Below are 17,085 nucleotides of genomic sequence, written 5' to 3'. Positions count from 1 at the left end.
AGGTTTTTAAAATACAACTGTTTACACAATACTATTTATGTAATATTATATTTTGTAAGGTTTATAATATACAAAAAAGAGAGGTTGATCTAATGATGGATAATAAGCGTAATTCTGATTGGATATCTTTAAAAGCTAAGAAGTCAGATAGAGTGGTAATTAAAATATCTGAGTATTATAAACAACAACAAAGGCAAAAAGAGCAATTTACACAAAGGTTGGCTGATGTGTTCATAGATTCATTGGATTCAATTAATAATAAAGAAATTGATTAAAAATTATGCACCCTATGACTATTCTTGCTATCTATCATAAGAAGTAGATTCATACCAGTTATACCAATGGTTGGAGGGATATAAATACGGGAGGTGTTGATGACGTGGTTATTATGTTTGATACGACAAAACTTAACAAGGTAATGGATCACTGTTACCCGTTAAATGAGATATTGAAGAGTTCATCATCAAAGAAGGGAGTGTGTCCCTACGACGGAATAAAGTTCTATACCGACAAAATCGTTAGAGCGGATTTTTGGAATATGGTAAAAGGTGCTTCTTATGTTGATAAATCAGCAAACACAAGCACACGATATAAATATATGCTTAACTATAAGTTATTTAAGGTAAAATGGGGAAAAGTCTATGCTCATTTACCTAATACAACAATCGAAATAAATCCATCTAGTCAAAACATTTCCCCATCTCAGTTGGTAGATATATTAAAATTTATCGTAGGAGATGTCGACGATATACAGGTTGGGATGTGGGATGACAAGGTAGATATAACACAATTCAGTCCAAATGAAGTAGCCAAACGCTTATATGTACCTAGTCAAAGATCTAAGTTACAAAATTATAAAGGGAAGCATCGAACCTATTATTATGGAAAGCGAAATGGACAACAAGTAAAGGTGTATGACAAGGCAAACGAGATGGGCATAGAAGGATATGTACTGACACGTATAGAGAAGACGAATAAGGTAAAACGTGCCAACCGTTTATCCGTCCGGGAGTTTTTATTAAATGATCGTAGTGATGTATTTCAAGGGATGAATATGGTAGACATTGATAAAATAGATGGACGGAAAAAGATAAAGAAAATCATCAACAAAGAGGACAATATGATTGAAGCTGTAATGAAGATGAGCGATAATGAAAAGCTACGATTGAAAAGAGAAAAGGGTTTTAAATATCCATGCCTAGATCTACAGAAAAAATTCCAAGACGATCTAAATGAGTGGATACAGTACTCTTCTCTACTTAAACTTAAGTTTATCGCCTTATCTCTAGTGCATAATTGGGGTGTAACAACTCCTTTAGAGAAAAGAACAGTAAATCCAATTGTAGATGGAAATACCTTGTCACAATTTCCTAAACTATGTGGATGGTTGACTAAGAAAAGAACAGATATACCATATGATTTAGAATCCAGTTTCTCTTTACCTATAGAGATCTAATAACTTAATGTAATAGTAAGATTACAAATTGAGGTGGAAAAATGCAGATTCAAATTGTAAGTGTAGGCAAAATCAAAGAAAAATACATCAAACAGGGAATCGCAGAATTTGAGAAGCGGTTGCGTCCATATTGTAAACTAACGATGGATGAAGTGAATGATGAGCAAGCACCTGAGCAAATGAGTGAGAAGGAGTTACTCCAAGTAAAGCAAAAAGAGGGAGAGCGGATATTAAGTAAAATAAAACCCAACCAATATGTCATTGTTCTGGACATCAAAGGAGCAAATTGGTCATCAGAACAGTTAGCAAAAGAAATGGATGAGCTTAGCATTCATGGTAAGAGCCAAATATCTTTTGTTATTGGTGGTTCAAATGGTTTAAGTGATGAGGTGTTACATCGTGCGGATCAAAAGCTGTCGTTCTCGAAAATGACATTTCCACATCAATTAATGAAGCTGATCTTGTTGGAACAAATATACCGATCATTCAAAATACAGAAAAATGAGCCATACCATAAGTAGATGAATAAAATTGTTAGATGGATCTGGGTATTTTTTATAGCTATTATGCAAAAAATTCAACTTCCAATGTTACAATTTCGGCTTGTGACCGATTAATATAAAGTGAACTGTTTTTTCAACCTGATCCTCAACAAACGTTAAATAATTGGTTAAAGCTGAAAGACTATCATATCAACATTATTACATTATTCGGTGTGGGTACTTAGCCAAAAACATTCAATAATCTCAAATGTCAGCCCATTAAGTCATTTTGAAAAAGAGAGTCAGCGAAATCACTGACTCTCATAATGGTTTTATAGATATCCTTTTTCCTTTAAGCTCACATATTTTTCATGACCAATAACTAAGTGATCTAAAATCTCAATCCCCATCATTTTCCCAGCTTCACCTAAGCGCTTTGTAACGTTAATATCCTCCATGCTTGGTGAAACGTCTCCACTAGGATGATTATGGGCGACGATAGCACTTGCACAACTACGACGAACTAAGTGCTTAAAGCATTCCCGGGGATGGACAACGCTAGCATTTAATGACCCAACAAATACTGTTTCGCGAAAGATTATTTGATTTTTAGTGTTTAGTCCAAGGACTACAAAATGTTCTTGATTTAGGTATTGCATATCCTTCAGATAGTCATACGCATCTTCAGGTGAACGAATCGTAAATCGTTGTTCAACTGGACATGGGTTCATGCGAGCAAGTTGTAGGGCAGCAATAATCTGCTTAGCTTTTACTTTCCCAATACCTTTGATTTGCAATAACTCTTCTTCCGTTACATCCAACAATTCTTGGATAGATGGGTAGCGGCTGAATAGTTCATTCACTACATAACTATCTTCCTTTTCACGAGTAGTTGTCGCCAATAAATTTCTAAAAGTAATTTTATCGATTGAATTGTTCATTATAAATTCCTCCATTATTGTTTGATTGAATTAAAAAAGGAGAGACAAAATACGTCCCTCCCAATTGAGTGAATAGCTGTTATGAGATACAATGTAATTAAGAGATTACACTTGCGTCCCATAGGAGATGAGTTCATTGGTGGATGAGCTCATCTTTTTTGTGCAATAAAAAAGCCATCGACTGCATCTGCAATCCATGAGCTTTTCATTGATGATTATTTTCCTGTAAATTCATTTACTCCCTCACCTCCTCATATGCTTCTTTCAAATGCAGCAAGTCTTGAATGAAATCGGATGCCTGTTTCTTTGTGAGTTGTGTACTACGCTCAACACCGAAAGTCATCTTCATCATTTCTTTTGCAACATCTGTCCGCATATCAATTTCGTTGACAATACGGAATATCGTTTGAAGCTGAGCTTTTGTTGCTAGATCATCACCTCCTTTATTGTTTGACTGCTTAGGAAAGTCCTCGATGTCCTGCGTAAACAATCCACTTGAACGTGTTGCAGATAATACTGCATCAATCAATGCACGTTTCTTCGCCATCTTCAAAATGGTGTTAACGATTGTATAAGGATCTTGTTGTTGGAATGATAATTCCTTACTGTTGCAAGACCCTAAACCTTCTGCCTCGACAACACCATTATCTTTGCGTATGAGTGTCGTCTTTACCTCGTATGCGAATATTCCAGGTTCCCATTGCTCGATACGGTTAACGACTTCTGCTGTTTTCGAGAAGCCGAATACATCACATAGCTTTTCTGCACCGGACTTAAGTAAAGTAGGTTTTGAAAAGCCGTGAACTAAACCATAATCAATTCCTTTAACCATCACTTCCTGAACAAACTTTTGTAGTTCTTCAATCCGTTGTTTGGATGCATCTGATGATAAGACGATATTTGGTAATGATGATGGATTTAACTCAGCATTACTTGAAAATGGTACGATGTTGTTTGCATGTTCATCTGTCCTCATTTGGTATTCACCTCCTTTCAATGGATAAAGATCATTGTTTATCGAATACATCTGCAAGTTTTGATAAACCCTTTGATGTCTTATCTACAAGAAACTTACCTACGCTATGATTAAGCTGATTCCCCTTACTTATTGTCTTAGTTGAGAGATCTAGTGTTTTAGATGCAATGCTATGTGCTGAATGGTTTACTTTCTCTAAGCTGTCGGTAATTTTTATCAAAGCATCTTCACCTTTTGATTCAGTCATTTCTGCGCTTGTCTTTAATACATTTGCAATTCGTTCTTTAGTTGATCGCTGTGTGATTAGCTCATCCTCATGTAGGGATTTAATATCATCCAATGCTGTTTGTAACTTCCTTCTTCTAGCTAGTAGATGAGAGAGTCTGACGTAGTCATTACCCTCAACTGAATCTACTATTTCGACTGATAAACCTTCATATTGCTCAATCAGTGATTGATAGATTGATTGAACCTCTGGAATAGAAATGCTTTTTCCGTTCAACATTTCATTTGTGTCTTCAAAATTGTTTCTCATAAATGATTCCTCCTATTAATTGATAAGTAGTTGCTAAAAGCTTTAGGACGACTAACTAAAGTAGTGATAACCTTTTAGTGTTAACTTCAGCATGAGTCCATTTGTCTTACTTCGATTAACCAGTAGTAAACCTTGATCTTCTAAATCTAAAAGATCCACATTACGTATGTCGTATTTGATCAAGTAATCTACTGGAACCCACTTGTTCATCTCTTTTGCACTAACAAGGATACGTACTAATGAATCATTCATCTTAATGCCTCCTTTCAAGAATGCGCTCCTCTCACCGCGCCTGTCGTCTCTGTAAATAAAAAAAGCCGTTATCTATCTCGGTGGATAAATAACGACTTATAAAATGGGGTGGGGCATGAAACGGTGGTATACCCCCTTTGTTCATATTGAATGGTGGTGGAGAGAAAAAATGTTGATATTTTTTAGTTGTAAAGGTTTTTAAGTAATCTGAACAAAAAAAATAGGCCTGTGACTTTCAAAGTCACAGGCCATATAAGTATGAAGACTAATCTTCTTTATTCTTGTCCATTGTGTTAAATATGTCTTCAGTTATTCTATGTATTAATTTAATCTCATCAACACTATGGGTTAATAAACTAGAGTTTAAGCTTTCTATAGCTATTCGTTTTGACAAAATTTCATTTTCATCATCAATTGTGGTGAACTGAAACAGTTCCACTGGAAGTATTTCCAATGCGTTTATGATTTTCGATAACGTTTCAACAGATATGTTCCTGTCACCACGTTCAATACCGCCAATATATGAATAATGAATATCTGCTTTTTCAGCAAGAGTTTCTTGAGTGAAACCTTTAGCTTTTCTTATTGAACGAATTCGTTCACCGATTATTTTCTTCAAATCAGGCATATTAATCACCTCTCTTTTAGAGTAGAGAAGTGATTCATTAACAAACAGATACACAAATTAGAAAAAACAATATGGAATTTTGGTTATGAGTACTATTAAACTTAAAAAACAGTACTTTTGCACCGATATTACATATTAGACATCCATTTAGTGTGTTAATTCTAAATCAAAGGGGGAATGAAACATTTACTGTTCAGAATGCGGATACAAACTTAATAAAGAAGCAAAATTTTGCTTTAAGTGTGGATCACTAGTGTCTGAAATATATGATGAAATGTCTGCCACACAAGAGGATAATTATCCAACTACATATAAAAGAAACAGACTAGAAATCCAAGAACAAAATGAACAACCTGATACAATGTATGCAGGCTTTTGGCAACGAGTGTCAGCTACTATAATAGACTGCATACTTTGGATTATATTCATCGTTGCCATAGTATTATTTTTGCCTATAGATGAAAGGGCATATGGCTTAATTGGACTCTTCTTGGCATGGATGTATTATGCATTACTTGATAGTTCTACATGGCAAGGAACAATAGGAAAAACAGCCATGAATATTATTGTATGTGATAAAAACGGTGACAGGATTTCTTTTCTAAGAGCTACAGCTCGTTACTATTTTCATCTTTTATCTAATCTAACAATGCTGATCGGATATCTGATGGTTGCGGTAACAGAGAAGAAACAAGCACTACATGATATGGCTAGTGGATGTGTTGTTCAAATAAAAAATACTAGATAACAGGAGTGAGGATAATGACTAGATTTATATTGTTTATAGTAATAGCCATCTCTACATTGTCCATAGCTGTATTGTTATCGAATAACAGTCATACATCGTATACAACAAGTATCTTGGGTGATCAGTTCAAAGATGATTCAGAAAAGATATTTGGGACAATAAATCATTACTTTGAACATGGTTACGAGCTAAATGAAAAAGATGTGCAATCGTTCGAAGAATATATATTAAAGTACAAAAGTGATGACAAAACAACTAAAGAATCAAATATATATGATCTTGTGGTAAACATCATATTGGATGCTAAAGACTCCTATGAAGCGAACCAACGTGAAGATGTATATGCTTTAAGGGATGCGTTAGAAATGTATTTAACACATCGACAAGAATTGAAAGGATATATAAGCCCAGATGTTAGTGGGTTAGACATGGTGGCGGACAATTCTTATCAACAAGATAATAAAAAAAGCGATTCACCAAAAATTAATGATACAGAATCTGATAACGGAAATACAGTCTCTGAGGATAATGTGAAAGATAAGGAACAAGTTGCAGAAGGACATGGTGATACGTCAAAGGAAAATTCTTCGGTAGAATTATCTAATGAGGAACTATTATATCTTGCTATTCCAGACAATGAAATTGATATGGTGGAGCGATTAATTAATAATGGTGTAAATGTAAATGTAGATATTAAAGGGACAAGACCATTAATTGTTGCTATTAGAGATGCGCGTCTTGAGATAGCAGAGATGTTGCTTGAAGCAGGTGCTGATCCAAACTTAACAAGTTCAGCGACCAATTATTCACCTTTAGAAGCGGCTTTTGATGTTTTTCCAGAAGGAGAAGCTAAAACTGAAGACGTTATATATGAGTTAGCTGGTCTATTATTAATGAATGGTGCAAATTCAAACACGGTATTTGTAAATGGAAGTTCAGCATTAGACGTTGCAGTAGATAGAAAATTAGATAGTGTTGTTGAGTTGCTGAAAAGCTTTGGTGCGAAATGATTTTATAAATATAAATAAAAGTGATGTGTTGTCATGAAAAAGAACATTATAATCGGATTGTTGTTATTAGTAATAGTTGGATGCAGTAATGAGGAAATTTCTACAGCCAGCACTGAGGAGGAAAATAGCCTAGATTGGGAGATTAGTAATGAAGTTGAAAAGACCGATTCTGCCAATTTAGGAGAAGAACTTTTATTAAAGGATTTAAGGATTAATGATTCGTCTGCAAAAGTAATAGAAGCATTAGGTAAGCCTATCAGTCAGGACGAACTAAGAAAAGTGGAATCATCAAACTTCAAAGAGATTGTATATGAGCAACAATACTTCTTGATTAAAGACGATAAAGTTGTTGGTTACGCAATAAAAGCTCCCGGTTTAAAAACAAAATCAGGAATAGCAATAAATGATACATTAAATAAGCTTGTTAATGCTTATGCTGATCGTAAAGTTTTGAAGACGGATAGTACGTATTATATGTATGATGAAAACTTTATTTTAAGCTTTGTAGTTGATGATAATGTTATTAATCAAATTGGCTTATTCGACTTGGAATCATACTTAAACATGAGTGATTGGACAATTGATGATTTGTTATTACAATCTGAACCAATTATCAACGAGAGGAAACGTGATAAGGATAATAATGAACTTGTTGACATATCTGAAGTCATTAATTATTTTGAAAACGTTGGCTATCATATACAAGTGAAAAATAGAATGATATCTGATACTATCGGAGCAATATATGCTTACAATGTTGTTGTTAATAATTCTGAGCATGAGGTTGAATTTTATGGTTTTGATCCAAAGAATGAAGATACAATAACAAAAGAAAGCATAGAAGAAGCCAAAAAAACGGGCATACTAAACCCTCATGGAGTTGGGATACCTGTAATATTTAATGGAAATATTGCTATTTTTATAGATGAAGAACACCCAGATAAAAACCAAATTGAGAAAGATTTTATTGAGTTCAATTCCCTTTCTAATTGAGAAAGGGCTCTTTTTATTTTATGGTGGATTAATTAATCGAACAAACACTAGTTTCTTTGGTACAATAGTAGATATATTAAAAGAGTTAAAAGGAGAATTACTAGAGTGTATAACATCATTGATCTATTTTGTGGTAGTGGTGGATTATCATATGGTTTTAATTTAGCAGGATACAAAACAATTTTAGGCATAGATAACGACAAGGCAGCTATCAAAACTTTTGAAGAAAATCATAAAGGCAGCAAAGGGATATGTGGAGATATTACAAAAATTTCTACTAATGAAATACTAGATGCAGTTGAAGGTAGAACAATTGATGTAATAGTCGGTGGCCCCCCCTGTCAGGGGATGTCAATTGCGGGGCCGAGGAAATTACATGACCCAAGAAATCGACTTTATCTGTCTTTTATAGAAAAAGTAAGAGATATACGACCAAAAGCCTTTGTAATTGAAAATGTTCCTGGATTAGTTAGTCTTTTTAAAGGAACAATAAAGGATAGTATTCTGAGTGAATTTGAAAAGTTAGGTTATACCGTTAACTATCAAATATTGAACTCGGCGGACTACGGCGTTCCTCAAACCCGTAAAAGAGTTTTCTTTGTTGGAATAAAAAGTGGAGAGAAGTTTTCTTTCCCAGAACAAAAAATACTTTTTGAAAATGATTGGATTACTTCAGAACAAGCCACAAGTGATTTACCACTTCTTATGGACGAACTGGGGGAAGAGAGACAGGATTATATAACTCCCCCACAAAATGATTATCAGAAATACTGTAGAACCAATTCCCAATCAGTATTTAATCATCTTGCAACAAATCATACTGAACAAACTAAGAAGATAATCAGTTTAGTGCCAGAGGGAGGGAATTATAAGGATCTACCTGAAGAATATAGAGAATCAAGGAAATTTAATGTTGCTTGGACTAGATATCATAGCAAGAGACCTACTCTAACAATAGACACTGGACACCGCCATCATTTTCATTATAAAGCTAACAGAGTTCCAACTGTTAGAGAAAATGCTCGATTTCAATCATTCCCAGACGACTTTATTTTTTATGGGAATAGGACTGAACAATATAGACAGGTTGGAAATGCTGTTCCACCGTTACTTGCTAAATCTATTGGAGAAAAGTTGCTTCAATCTTTGAATAAAGAGGTGTTTGCAGATAATGTCGGAGTACAATGTACCAGATAAGTATTTTTTTAGATTACATCATCCAAGACCTCGTTTTAAAAATGATATTGAAAATGTGTTAGTTTTTATTGCAAATGAGGTAACAAGAATAGGGCAAAAGCCAGTAAACGAATTTATTCGTGAATTTAATGCGGCAATCAGGAGATTTCCAGGTAACCTTCATAAGAAAGAGAAAACAATAAATAACTGGAGAACAGAAATAGATGCCTTGTTCTGCTTTGTTGAAGCGGATGGTTATGAACTAAAACCTAGTAGAAGAGCTGTAGAGTTAGCGTCAAATCAAGATCTTGTTAAGTTTTTTAAGCTTTTTTGCTACCACTTTCAATATCCTGGTGGTTTCTTAAAGCCACATATGAACCTTGAGTTCTTGCAGAATAGAATTGATTTTCGACCTGCTTTATATATCCTTCAAATGATGGATTATGCTGAAAAACAGGATGGAGTTAGAGCTGGAATTAAGAAAGCTGAAGCTACCCATTGCATATTCAATGATTTACGGGTAACAAGAGATGGAAGGTCTGTTGAAGATACATGGGCACTCATAGTAAATAACAGGAAGGATGACGTCGAGTACGATTGGACTGGTGATGTAGTTCGTTATGCCGGTGATATACTTGATTATATGACTCAAGCCAATCTGCTTGTTAGACGGCCTGATGGAAGATATTACATTAACCATGTTGAAGACATCGCTATTCAAAGGTTCATAAATCCAACCGACGATTTATTTGACTACTATACGGATCTGCCGGCACCAGAAAATATTCTACTTAGAGATGTTAAGAAACTGGAAGCAAAATGGATAGATTATTTTAATACTGAGCGTGAAGATAGCTTTTTCGATACAGATATAATCGCATTAATGACGGATACCTCTGAAGAGTACTATAAAGTCAAGGATTTGATAGATTTAGATAAGTTGATTGCTGAGGGTGCCTTGTCTACTACTGGAGGAATTGGTTCAGTTGGGGAAAGTTTAATCCTTAATCATGAAAAAAAGAGGATATCTATTGAAGGGCGTCCCGATCTTGAGTATTTAATAAGGTTAATTCCTGCAATGTATGCAGTTGGTTATGATATAAACTCTCGTGAGGTTGATGAAAGGCACAAACATATTGAGGTAAAAACAACAGCAAGCTCTACTCCAGTAAATTTTTTAAAGTTTCACTTAACACCAAATGAGTGGACAGCTGCGGAAAGTCATGAGGATCGATACTTTGTATATAGACTTATGGTGACTAAGCAAGCCACAAAACTTTTTGTAATACAAGATCCCGTCGGTGAATATAAGCGTGGCAATTTATCGGCTTCTCCTCGTAACGGCATGGATATAAATTTTAATCCTAACAAATGTGGTGAAGAGATAGAACTAATACTGTAAATAGATAGGAATGATGTGTATGTTTAAAGTTGCTTCCCTGTTTTCTGGATGTGGAGGGGGAGATATAGGAATTAAAGGTGGATTTGAATTCTTAGGAAAGAAGTATGATGAATTACCGTTTAAACATGTATATGCAAATGAATATGATCCTAAAATAGCCGAAATATTTAATGCTAATTTTGATATTGATGCAGATGTACGTGATATTAGGGAAGTATCAGAGGAGGATATTCCACAACATGATATATTGGTTGGGGGATTTCCGTGTGTATCCTTCTCTATTGTCGCTCAAAATCCAAAACGGTTAGGGATTAAGAATGATGAAGGTAAACTATTTTTTGAAATGGTAAGGACTATTAAGAAGTGGCAACCTAAAGCATTTATTGCAGAAAACGTAAAGGGGATATTATCAGCGAACAAAGGAGAAGCCTTTCCTTTAATACTAAGGGAATTTGAACAATGTGGTTATAAGGTAAAACATTGTGTTCTAAATGCTGCTGATTTCGGAGTTCCTCAAAATAGATATAGAGTATTTATTGTTGGAATTAGGGCTGATATTGAAGCTGACTTTGAATTTCCTTTCTTTACTCATGCTGATGATGATGGTTTGTTTGGACAACCTCATGTACCTCTCAAGGAAGTTATTTTTCCTGAGAGTGAAATAAATGAGAAATACTATTTTAGCGATAGAGCAGTACAGGGGATGCTTAAAGCTAAAAAAGACATGAATAAAGGTAGAGCTCAGGACGTTAACAAACCATGTAATACTGTTGGGGCACACCTTGCAAAAGTAAGTCTTAACAGTACTGATCCGGTATTGAAAATAAATAATCGTTATCGAAGATTTACTCCACGAGAAGTGGCTAGAATTCAATCATTTCCTGATTCATTTAAACTAGTTAGAGCGGAAGGAACGCAATATAGGGCTTTAGGGAATGCTATTCCTCCAGTCCTAATGTGGAATATAGCTAAGAATCTTGCTGTAGCACTCGAAAGTAAAAATAAAGATATACTTAATTACGAGGTAGCAGGTGCTTTATAGTATATCTCGTTTTACTCTGCAAAGAGCCTTAATGTTAGATTTCCAACTTCTTTATAGTTGTCTAATGTTAAGGCTTTTCAATATGAAAATATTGTGAATAATGTATAAAAATAAAAATCCCTCTTAATATTTTTAATATTTTTCCGATTCTAAGGTTATGTACCTGATGAAGAACAACTGATTAGACTATTAATTTGGTTCAAGAAAATTAATAAACGTAATGGATTTGAAGTGTTATACTAGGAACTAAGGAATTAAGCGTTTTTATTTATAAGGAGATAGTAAAATGACAAACTTATTTTATGAAACATCACTGGGGAAATATTATTTAGATAGAGTGGAAGATTTCATTAACTCAGAAGAGGGAAGGAAATTCCACGGAAGAGTACAACTTCTAATAACTTCGCCACCATTCCCTCTTAACAAAAAGAAAAAATATGGAAACCTAAAAGGGGAAGAATATAGAGAGTGGTTTAGTAATTTATCAGAGGCATTTAGTAAATTGTTAACAGATGATGGATCCATTGTGATTGAAATGGGAAATTCATGGGAAGCGGAAAGGCCAATATATTCCACACTTCATTTAGAATCCCTTCTTGGATTTTTAAAGAATGAAAAGGCAAACCTTAATTTATGCCAAGAATTTATATGCTATAACCCTTCAAGATTACCCAGCCCAGCACAGTGGGTTACAGTGAATAGAATTAGAACAATAGACAGTTATACTCATGTCTGGTGGATGTCAAAGAGTGATACTCCAAAAGCAGATAATGGTAAAGTACTCCGTCCTTATAGTGCGAGTATGAAAAGGTTACTAGAAAAGCAAGAATATAATTCTGGTAAGAGGCCCTCCGAACATAATATTGGAGAGAAAAGCTTCCTGAAGAATAACGGCGGAAGTATTATGCCTAATGTACTAGAAATTGAGCAAATTGATGAAACAAGAGAGAGAAGAGTACCTGAAAATGTATTTAGTATTTCTAATACCAAGTCATCTGACTTTTTTTTGAAGACTTGTAGAGAGAGAGGAATAACACCTCATCCAGCTAGAATGCCTTTAGAATTAGTTCAATTTTTTGTTGAATTTTTAACAGATAAAGGGGATTTAGTTTTTGACCCATTTGCAGGAAGCAATACTACTGGTTTTATAGCGGAAAAACTAGAGAGGGAATGGATAGCCACAGAAGCTATTGAAGAGTACGGAAATCAGTCCATGATAAGGTTTGAAGACCCGAAATTAGAAACCACATTATCAAAATTGTAATTATTTGAGGAGGAAAATATATGAAATTAACCGATCGAATCAAAAATGAAGCCCAGATAGATTTATTTTTGGAAGGTAATCGTAAAGAAAATTTCGTTGGACGTCCTTTTTATATAGATTACGACAAAGCGTTTATATTGATTAGTGATTCCAAAAAACACCGTGTGGGAGGAGTTCCACAAGGTTCATTTCTCTTAGCATATTATGATAATGAAGATGGTGTGTCAGAAGCTTTATTACTGCGCGCTATTCAAACCACAAAACTACCAACAGATAATGAAATAGTTAGTTCTATGATTGAATACTATAAGGATAATATTAATACAAGTGGAAGTGGCAATGAACTTGACGACTTTACTAGATATGAATTTAGTTTTTCGGGGTTAGAGTGTAGAATTTTAGGAAGTTTTTATAAAGAAAGCAATGGGAATGTATTATTTGGTGCAGATGTGGAGAACTTTTATAGTGCTCATAACTATAGCGTGTTTAAGCCAAAAGGTAAAGCATTAGATTTTATAGTTAATGGAAATGATGAAGGTATAATAAACGAAGAAATATATAAAAAGATAGGACAGGTAAGGTATAGTTCTACTAAAAGGTTTCAGGAGAAGGACGAGGAAGTTCCTGTATCTATATTACCAACAGATTTTTTAGGTAAACGGACAGCTTTATTCGGTATGACAAGAACAGGTAAATCTAATACCGTGAAAAAAGTCATACAACAAACGGTAGAAATGAGTAACCTAGCGAATCATACTCTTGAAGAGATTATTCAAAAGCAAAAACGGAATGAAGTTGACGCAAAATTCGTTTTAAATAATTTTAACGATGATGGGACTACGAAGTATCCTGTAGGTCAAATTATCTTTGATATTAATGGTGAGTATGCTAATGCAAATCTTCAGGACGAAGGGACAGCAATTTTTGAACTTTATAAAAATGATGTAATTCGTTATAGTGTTATTGAAAAAGAAGAACCAGGATTTAAAGTTATGAAGGTTAATTTTTATGAACAGTTATCTGCAGGGTTTAATCTAATTGAAAAGCATTTTAAAAATATAGGGGAAAGTTCTGATTATGTAAATGCCTTTCGAGTGGTTAGTTTAGAAAAACCTGAGGATTATGATCATGATTATAGTGTGAAAACTAGGTATGATAGAAAGAAAGCAGCATATTTATGTTGTTTATTCAAGGCTGGTTTCCCAACTAAAGCATTAAGAGTTAAATTTAAAGGAATTGATGAACTTAATGACAAAATAAATATCGACCCATCAAAAGGGGTTTCATTAGAAGATGCTTCAAACTGGTTTGAGCAACTTTGGGAAAATTATAAGGATATGAATTACACATCCCAATATCCAAAAAACAATAAAGGTAAAGAGTGGGCGGATGAAGAATTAAAAGCATTATTAGTATTCCTTACAATGAAAAAACAACCAGGAGCTAACCCAACTGTAAGTGGTTATAAAAAACTTACTCCACTGATTAAATTACACACCCGTTCTACTAATAATCCATTTGAGGAAGATATTTTAGAGCATTTGAGATCTGGAAAAATTGTTATTGTGGACTTGTCCCAAGGAGATCCGGAAATACAAGCGCTTTATTCTGAACAAATATGTAAAAGAATATTTGATGATGCAATGTCTAGGTTTATTGGTACAAAACCTAATAATTTTGTTCAGTTTTACTTTGAAGAAGCTCATAATCTGTTCCCTAAAAAAGAGGATAAGGATTTAAGCCAAATATATAATAGAATAGCCAAAGAAGGTGCGAAATTAAATTTAGGTTTAATTTATGCTACGCAAGAAGTTAGCTCTATTAGTTCAAATATATTAAAAAATACTCAAAATTGGTTTATAGCGCACCTGAATAATGAGGATGAGACAAAAGAATTAAGAAAATACTATGATTTTGCAGACTTTACTTCTAGTCTCATAAAATTTAGTTCTTCCAATGATAAAGGGTTTGTCAGAATGAAAACATATTCAAATTCATTTGTGGTACCAGTTCAAATTGATAAGTTTTCTGCTCAGGGGGATGAATAATGGCCTATGTATCAAAAAGAGGGAGGCGACCTATTGAGAAAGCAAGTAAATCTTCGCACTCCTATGTAATAAAAGACAGTGATGTACAGTACTTCTTAAGTAATTGCGATTTACCAAAAACAACTGAAGAAATAGATGCAAACCACTTTAACACCTTTGAAATAAACCAACTTGATTCCCGTGAGATTCAGAGAGTAATTGCGTTTGATGGAAGTTACAGGGAAATTTCAGTTAGGAACGACTTTCCTTCATCTAAAATTGCTTTTTTTCAACTGGGAGCATCCTTTTTTAAAGTAAGTGATCTAGACGAGATTCATGAATTATCATTTATTGATGAAGAAGACATGGAGTCATTACGACAAATAGAAAGATTAAAGTTTGTAATACCCATTAAAGGAATTTCGTTAGATGGAGAAACATCACTTACTAAGTCCGTTAGAAAAACAGTATACGATGTTTTTATGAATAAACCTGATGAAAGTAACTATTTTATCGATACATTAAAGTGGTTTATTTATAAGGAGTATAAAGGAAAAGAAAGAAGTGATACTGATCTTTCTTATCAGCTGGGTAGTTGCCCAAATATAAACTGTGAAAAACGAGCCATAAACTTAAGCTTCAAAGAAATGAGTTCAGATGGTATATTCAACTGTCCTGAGTGTAAAGGTGAAATATATTTAACTGATGTTTTTAGATTACATGAAGCTATTGATGAAGAGCTTGGTGCAGGTGGTATTTTAGGGTATGTGGTTACTCTAATGGAACAAATTTTTATTATTCATATAATAAAATTAATGCTACAGACGAAATCATCGTTATTGAACGAAACGATGTTTATAAAAGATGGCCCTCTAGCATTTTTTGGACAAACAGCTAATATGCATAAATTAATGAGAGAAATGATAAACTACCTTATAGATAAGAGAAATTTGTTCTTAATTGGGTTAGAAAAATCAGGTTCGTTTGTAGAACATGCAGATAAGATAAAGAATAAATTAAAAAAAGGAGAGGCCTTACTCTTAGATAATAATTATATTTATAAGTATATATTGCCAGGTAAGGCTGATCCCGAGAATCCGTATGCTTCGACATCCTATTATAGTGGAAAAGTAATCTATAAAGATAATAATGAGCGAATTTACGTTGCAACTCTTCCAACTAAAGACGCTAAAGTTATATTAAACCCGAAGAAAGAAGATTACAGGAATATAGATATTATATTAACAAATATTGAAAAATTGAAGTGTGATATGTATGATGATGCTTTATTACCAGTAGCTTTAGTAAATAAATTGATATCTTTAGCTGACCATCCTAGTTCAACAATATTAGAGAAATTTGCGAAGTCAAATATATAAATTTTTGAGGGGATCTTAGCATCCTTGTTATGAAACTGGTACCTTTAACAAGGTTATCTAAGGTTTATCATTTTCTTTATATTTAAAAAGTATCATAAATTAATTAAGAGGGAGGGTATTAGTACTCTCCCTCTTGATTATATTATTATTCAAGGTGATTCTTTGCTAAGTTAAATATAGTGGTTGCAACTTCAAGAAGGTGTCTTTCGGTGGGAATATCCTTGTATACAACCAAATTTCCCTCTTTTGTTAGTAGAACCTTTAAGACCTCATTTTCATCATCCATTAAATTAGGAATATCTAGTCTTAATGCGGAGATTATCCCTTCACTTTCCTCATATGTGTTCCAGTAATAACTTTCTGTCACTGTCCCTCCGCCTAAATAAGCTACTTCAACATCTGCAATTTGAAGTCCTCTCCACCAACCACCACGAATTCTACCTAAAGCACCATCTTGTATTTCTTCTTTCAGGGAACTTAAATTTATTGTTAACTTTTCTGTTTTAAAAATATTTCCTTCACCATGGTTATAAGTACCATCTGTCAAGCGTTTTATTCCATGTTCTATAATTGCTTTTTTAGCATCAGTAAAAAGTAAAAAATCATCCTGTGTTTTAAAAATGTTAAAAGATTCTTCTCTGGATACGGCAATTAACTCATGCTCACTTCCATCTTCTATAATTCCTTTTCCTTCAAATGAGTTACCTATTGGATGAAGAACTTGATATTTATTTATAGTTTCTTCTGTATATTCACTTAATCCAAGCTCCCTTA

The 17,085-nt window shown here is 33.8% G+C and carries 18 protein-coding genes and 1 pseudogene; 13 read left to right on the top strand and 6 right to left on the bottom strand.

The annotated features are described in order from the left end of the window. The first annotated feature begins 92 nt into the window (after positions 1-92). The 3 genes from GZ63_RS0100525 to rlmH all read left to right on the top strand — a co-directional run bounded on the left by GZ63_RS0100525 (position 93) and on the right by rlmH (position 1,977). On the top strand, positions 93-275 hold the full coding sequence (locus GZ63_RS0100525) for a hypothetical protein (RefSeq protein WP_029265830.1): 183 nt from the start codon (positions 93-95) through the stop codon (positions 273-275). A gap of 263 nt (positions 276-538) precedes the next feature. Next, positions 539-1,456 (top strand): hypothetical protein, encoded by a 918-nt coding sequence (locus tag GZ63_RS0100520; protein WP_198020892.1) that lies wholly within the window; start codon positions 539-541, stop codon positions 1,454-1,456. Between the two features lie 41 nt (positions 1,457-1,497). Then, positions 1,498-1,977 (top strand): 23S rRNA (pseudouridine(1915)-N(3))-methyltransferase RlmH, encoded by a 480-nt coding sequence (gene rlmH, locus GZ63_RS0100515; RefSeq protein ID WP_029265826.1) that lies wholly within the window; start codon positions 1,498-1,500, stop codon positions 1,975-1,977. Positions 1,978-2,270: 293 nt separating this feature from the next. Here rlmH and radC read toward each other — a convergent pair whose 3' ends face one another. The 5 genes from radC to GZ63_RS0100490 form a co-directional block, all read right to left on the bottom strand. Next, entirely contained in the window at positions 2,271-2,879 is a 609-nt protein-coding gene (radC, locus tag GZ63_RS0100510; RefSeq protein WP_226374283.1) for a RadC family protein, read from the bottom strand. Between the two features lie 235 nt (positions 2,880-3,114). After that, the gene (locus GZ63_RS16230) at positions 3,115-3,855 is read right to left on the bottom strand and encodes a hypothetical protein (RefSeq protein WP_051681332.1); all 741 of its coding nucleotides are present in this window, start codon (positions 3,853-3,855) and stop codon (positions 3,115-3,117) included. A 31-nt stretch (positions 3,856-3,886) separates the two neighbouring features. Next, entirely contained in the window at positions 3,887-4,390 is a 504-nt protein-coding gene (locus GZ63_RS0100500) for a hypothetical protein (protein ID WP_029265820.1), read from the bottom strand. 51 nt (positions 4,391-4,441) lie between these two features. Further along, a complete protein-coding gene (locus tag GZ63_RS0100495; RefSeq protein ID WP_029265818.1) occupies positions 4,442-4,642 on the bottom strand; it encodes a hypothetical protein in 201 nt (66 codons plus the stop codon). A 265-nt stretch (positions 4,643-4,907) separates the two neighbouring features. Next, positions 4,908-5,270: a helix-turn-helix domain-containing protein gene (locus GZ63_RS0100490; RefSeq protein WP_029265816.1), complete on the bottom strand. Its 363-nt coding sequence runs from the start codon at positions 5,268-5,270 to the stop codon at positions 4,908-4,910. 184 nt (positions 5,271-5,454) lie between these two features. Here GZ63_RS0100490 and GZ63_RS18780 point away from each other — a divergent pair. The 10 genes and pseudogenes from GZ63_RS18780 to GZ63_RS0100445 form a co-directional block, all read left to right on the top strand. Further along, positions 5,455-5,517: pseudogene (locus tag GZ63_RS18780) on the top strand (zinc-ribbon domain-containing protein); the annotation flags it as partial. 6 nt (positions 5,518-5,523) lie between these two features. Then, on the top strand, positions 5,524-6,018 hold the full coding sequence (locus tag GZ63_RS0100485) for an RDD family protein (protein WP_051681331.1): 495 nt from the start codon (positions 5,524-5,526) through the stop codon (positions 6,016-6,018). A gap of 14 nt (positions 6,019-6,032) precedes the next feature. Then, on the top strand, positions 6,033-7,028 hold the full coding sequence (locus GZ63_RS0100480; protein WP_029265813.1) for an ankyrin repeat domain-containing protein: 996 nt from the start codon (positions 6,033-6,035) through the stop codon (positions 7,026-7,028). Positions 7,029-7,061: 33 nt separating this feature from the next. Continuing rightward, on the top strand, positions 7,062-8,021 hold the full coding sequence (locus tag GZ63_RS0100475) for a hypothetical protein (protein ID WP_029265811.1): 960 nt from the start codon (positions 7,062-7,064) through the stop codon (positions 8,019-8,021). Between the two features lie 105 nt (positions 8,022-8,126). Beyond that, complete coding sequence (locus GZ63_RS0100470; RefSeq protein WP_226374282.1) at positions 8,127-9,218, top strand: DNA cytosine methyltransferase; 1,092 nt, start codon at positions 8,127-8,129, stop codon at positions 9,216-9,218. Then, on the top strand, positions 9,193-10,599 hold the full coding sequence (locus GZ63_RS0100465; RefSeq protein WP_029265806.1) for a protein NO VEIN domain-containing protein: 1,407 nt from the start codon (positions 9,193-9,195) through the stop codon (positions 10,597-10,599). Before GZ63_RS0100470 ends, GZ63_RS0100465 begins: the two co-directional genes overlap by 26 nt. 19 nt (positions 10,600-10,618) lie before the next feature. Beyond that, entirely contained in the window at positions 10,619-11,641 is a 1,023-nt protein-coding gene (gene dcm, locus GZ63_RS0100460; protein WP_198020891.1) for a DNA (cytosine-5-)-methyltransferase, read from the top strand. 286 nt (positions 11,642-11,927) lie between these two features. Next, complete coding sequence (locus tag GZ63_RS0100455; protein ID WP_029265803.1) at positions 11,928-12,905, top strand: DNA-methyltransferase; 978 nt, start codon at positions 11,928-11,930, stop codon at positions 12,903-12,905. Positions 12,906-12,925: 20 nt separating this feature from the next. Continuing rightward, positions 12,926-14,953 carry an ATP-binding protein gene (locus GZ63_RS0100450; protein ID WP_038220786.1) on the top strand — a complete coding sequence of 676 codons (2,028 nt, stop codon included), beginning with the start codon at positions 12,926-12,928 and terminating at the stop codon, positions 14,951-14,953. Next, entirely contained in the window at positions 14,953-16,311 is a 1,359-nt protein-coding gene (locus GZ63_RS0100445; RefSeq protein WP_029265799.1) for a DNA double-strand break repair nuclease NurA, read from the top strand. The genes GZ63_RS0100450 and GZ63_RS0100445 overlap by 1 nt, the downstream gene beginning before the upstream one ends. Positions 16,312-16,456: 145 nt before the next feature. Here the strand turns inward: GZ63_RS0100445 and GZ63_RS18015 are convergent. Then, on the bottom strand, positions 16,457-17,085 hold a 629-nt coding region (locus GZ63_RS18015), incomplete at its 5' end, for a hypothetical protein (RefSeq protein ID WP_038220785.1).

It is taken from the genome of Virgibacillus alimentarius (assembly GCF_000709085.1).
GTDB lineage: Bacteria > Bacillota > Bacilli > Bacillales > Amphibacillaceae > Virgibacillus_B > Virgibacillus_B alimentarius.
This window is presented reverse-complemented; position numbering and strand designations above follow the sequence as displayed.

Bases quoted from the DNA above. Each gene is read 5' to 3' on its own strand.
- GZ63_RS0100445 (WP_029265799.1), top strand. From the start codon at position 14,953: ATGGCCTATGTATCAAAAAGAGGGAGGCGACCTATTGAGAAAGCAAGT.
- GZ63_RS0100500 (WP_029265820.1), bottom strand. From the start codon at position 4,390: ATGAGAAACAATTTTGAAGACACAAATGAAATGTTGAACGGAAAAAGC.
- GZ63_RS0100495 (WP_029265818.1), bottom strand. From the start codon at position 4,642: ATGAATGATTCATTAGTACGTATCCTTGTTAGTGCAAAAGAGATGAAC.
- GZ63_RS0100480 (WP_029265813.1), top strand. From the start codon at position 6,033: ATGACTAGATTTATATTGTTTATAGTAATAGCCATCTCTACATTGTCC.
- GZ63_RS0100525 (WP_029265830.1), top strand. From the start codon at position 93: ATGATGGATAATAAGCGTAATTCTGATTGGATATCTTTAAAAGCTAAG.
- GZ63_RS0100520 (WP_198020892.1), top strand. From the start codon at position 539: ATGGTAAAAGGTGCTTCTTATGTTGATAAATCAGCAAACACAAGCACA.
- radC (WP_226374283.1), bottom strand. From the start codon at position 2,879: ATGAACAATTCAATCGATAAAATTACTTTTAGAAATTTATTGGCGACA.
- rlmH (WP_029265826.1), top strand. From the start codon at position 1,498: ATGCAGATTCAAATTGTAAGTGTAGGCAAAATCAAAGAAAAATACATC.
- GZ63_RS0100455 (WP_029265803.1), top strand. From the start codon at position 11,928: ATGACAAACTTATTTTATGAAACATCACTGGGGAAATATTATTTAGAT.
- GZ63_RS0100490 (WP_029265816.1), bottom strand. From the start codon at position 5,270: ATGCCTGATTTGAAGAAAATAATCGGTGAACGAATTCGTTCAATAAGA.
- dcm (WP_198020891.1), top strand. From the start codon at position 10,619: ATGTTTAAAGTTGCTTCCCTGTTTTCTGGATGTGGAGGGGGAGATATA.
- GZ63_RS0100450 (WP_038220786.1), top strand. From the start codon at position 12,926: ATGAAATTAACCGATCGAATCAAAAATGAAGCCCAGATAGATTTATTT.
- GZ63_RS0100475 (WP_029265811.1), top strand. From the start codon at position 7,062: ATGAAAAAGAACATTATAATCGGATTGTTGTTATTAGTAATAGTTGGA.
- GZ63_RS0100465 (WP_029265806.1), top strand. From the start codon at position 9,193: ATGTCGGAGTACAATGTACCAGATAAGTATTTTTTTAGATTACATCAT.
- GZ63_RS16230 (WP_051681332.1), bottom strand. From the start codon at position 3,855: ATGAGGACAGATGAACATGCAAACAACATCGTACCATTTTCAAGTAAT.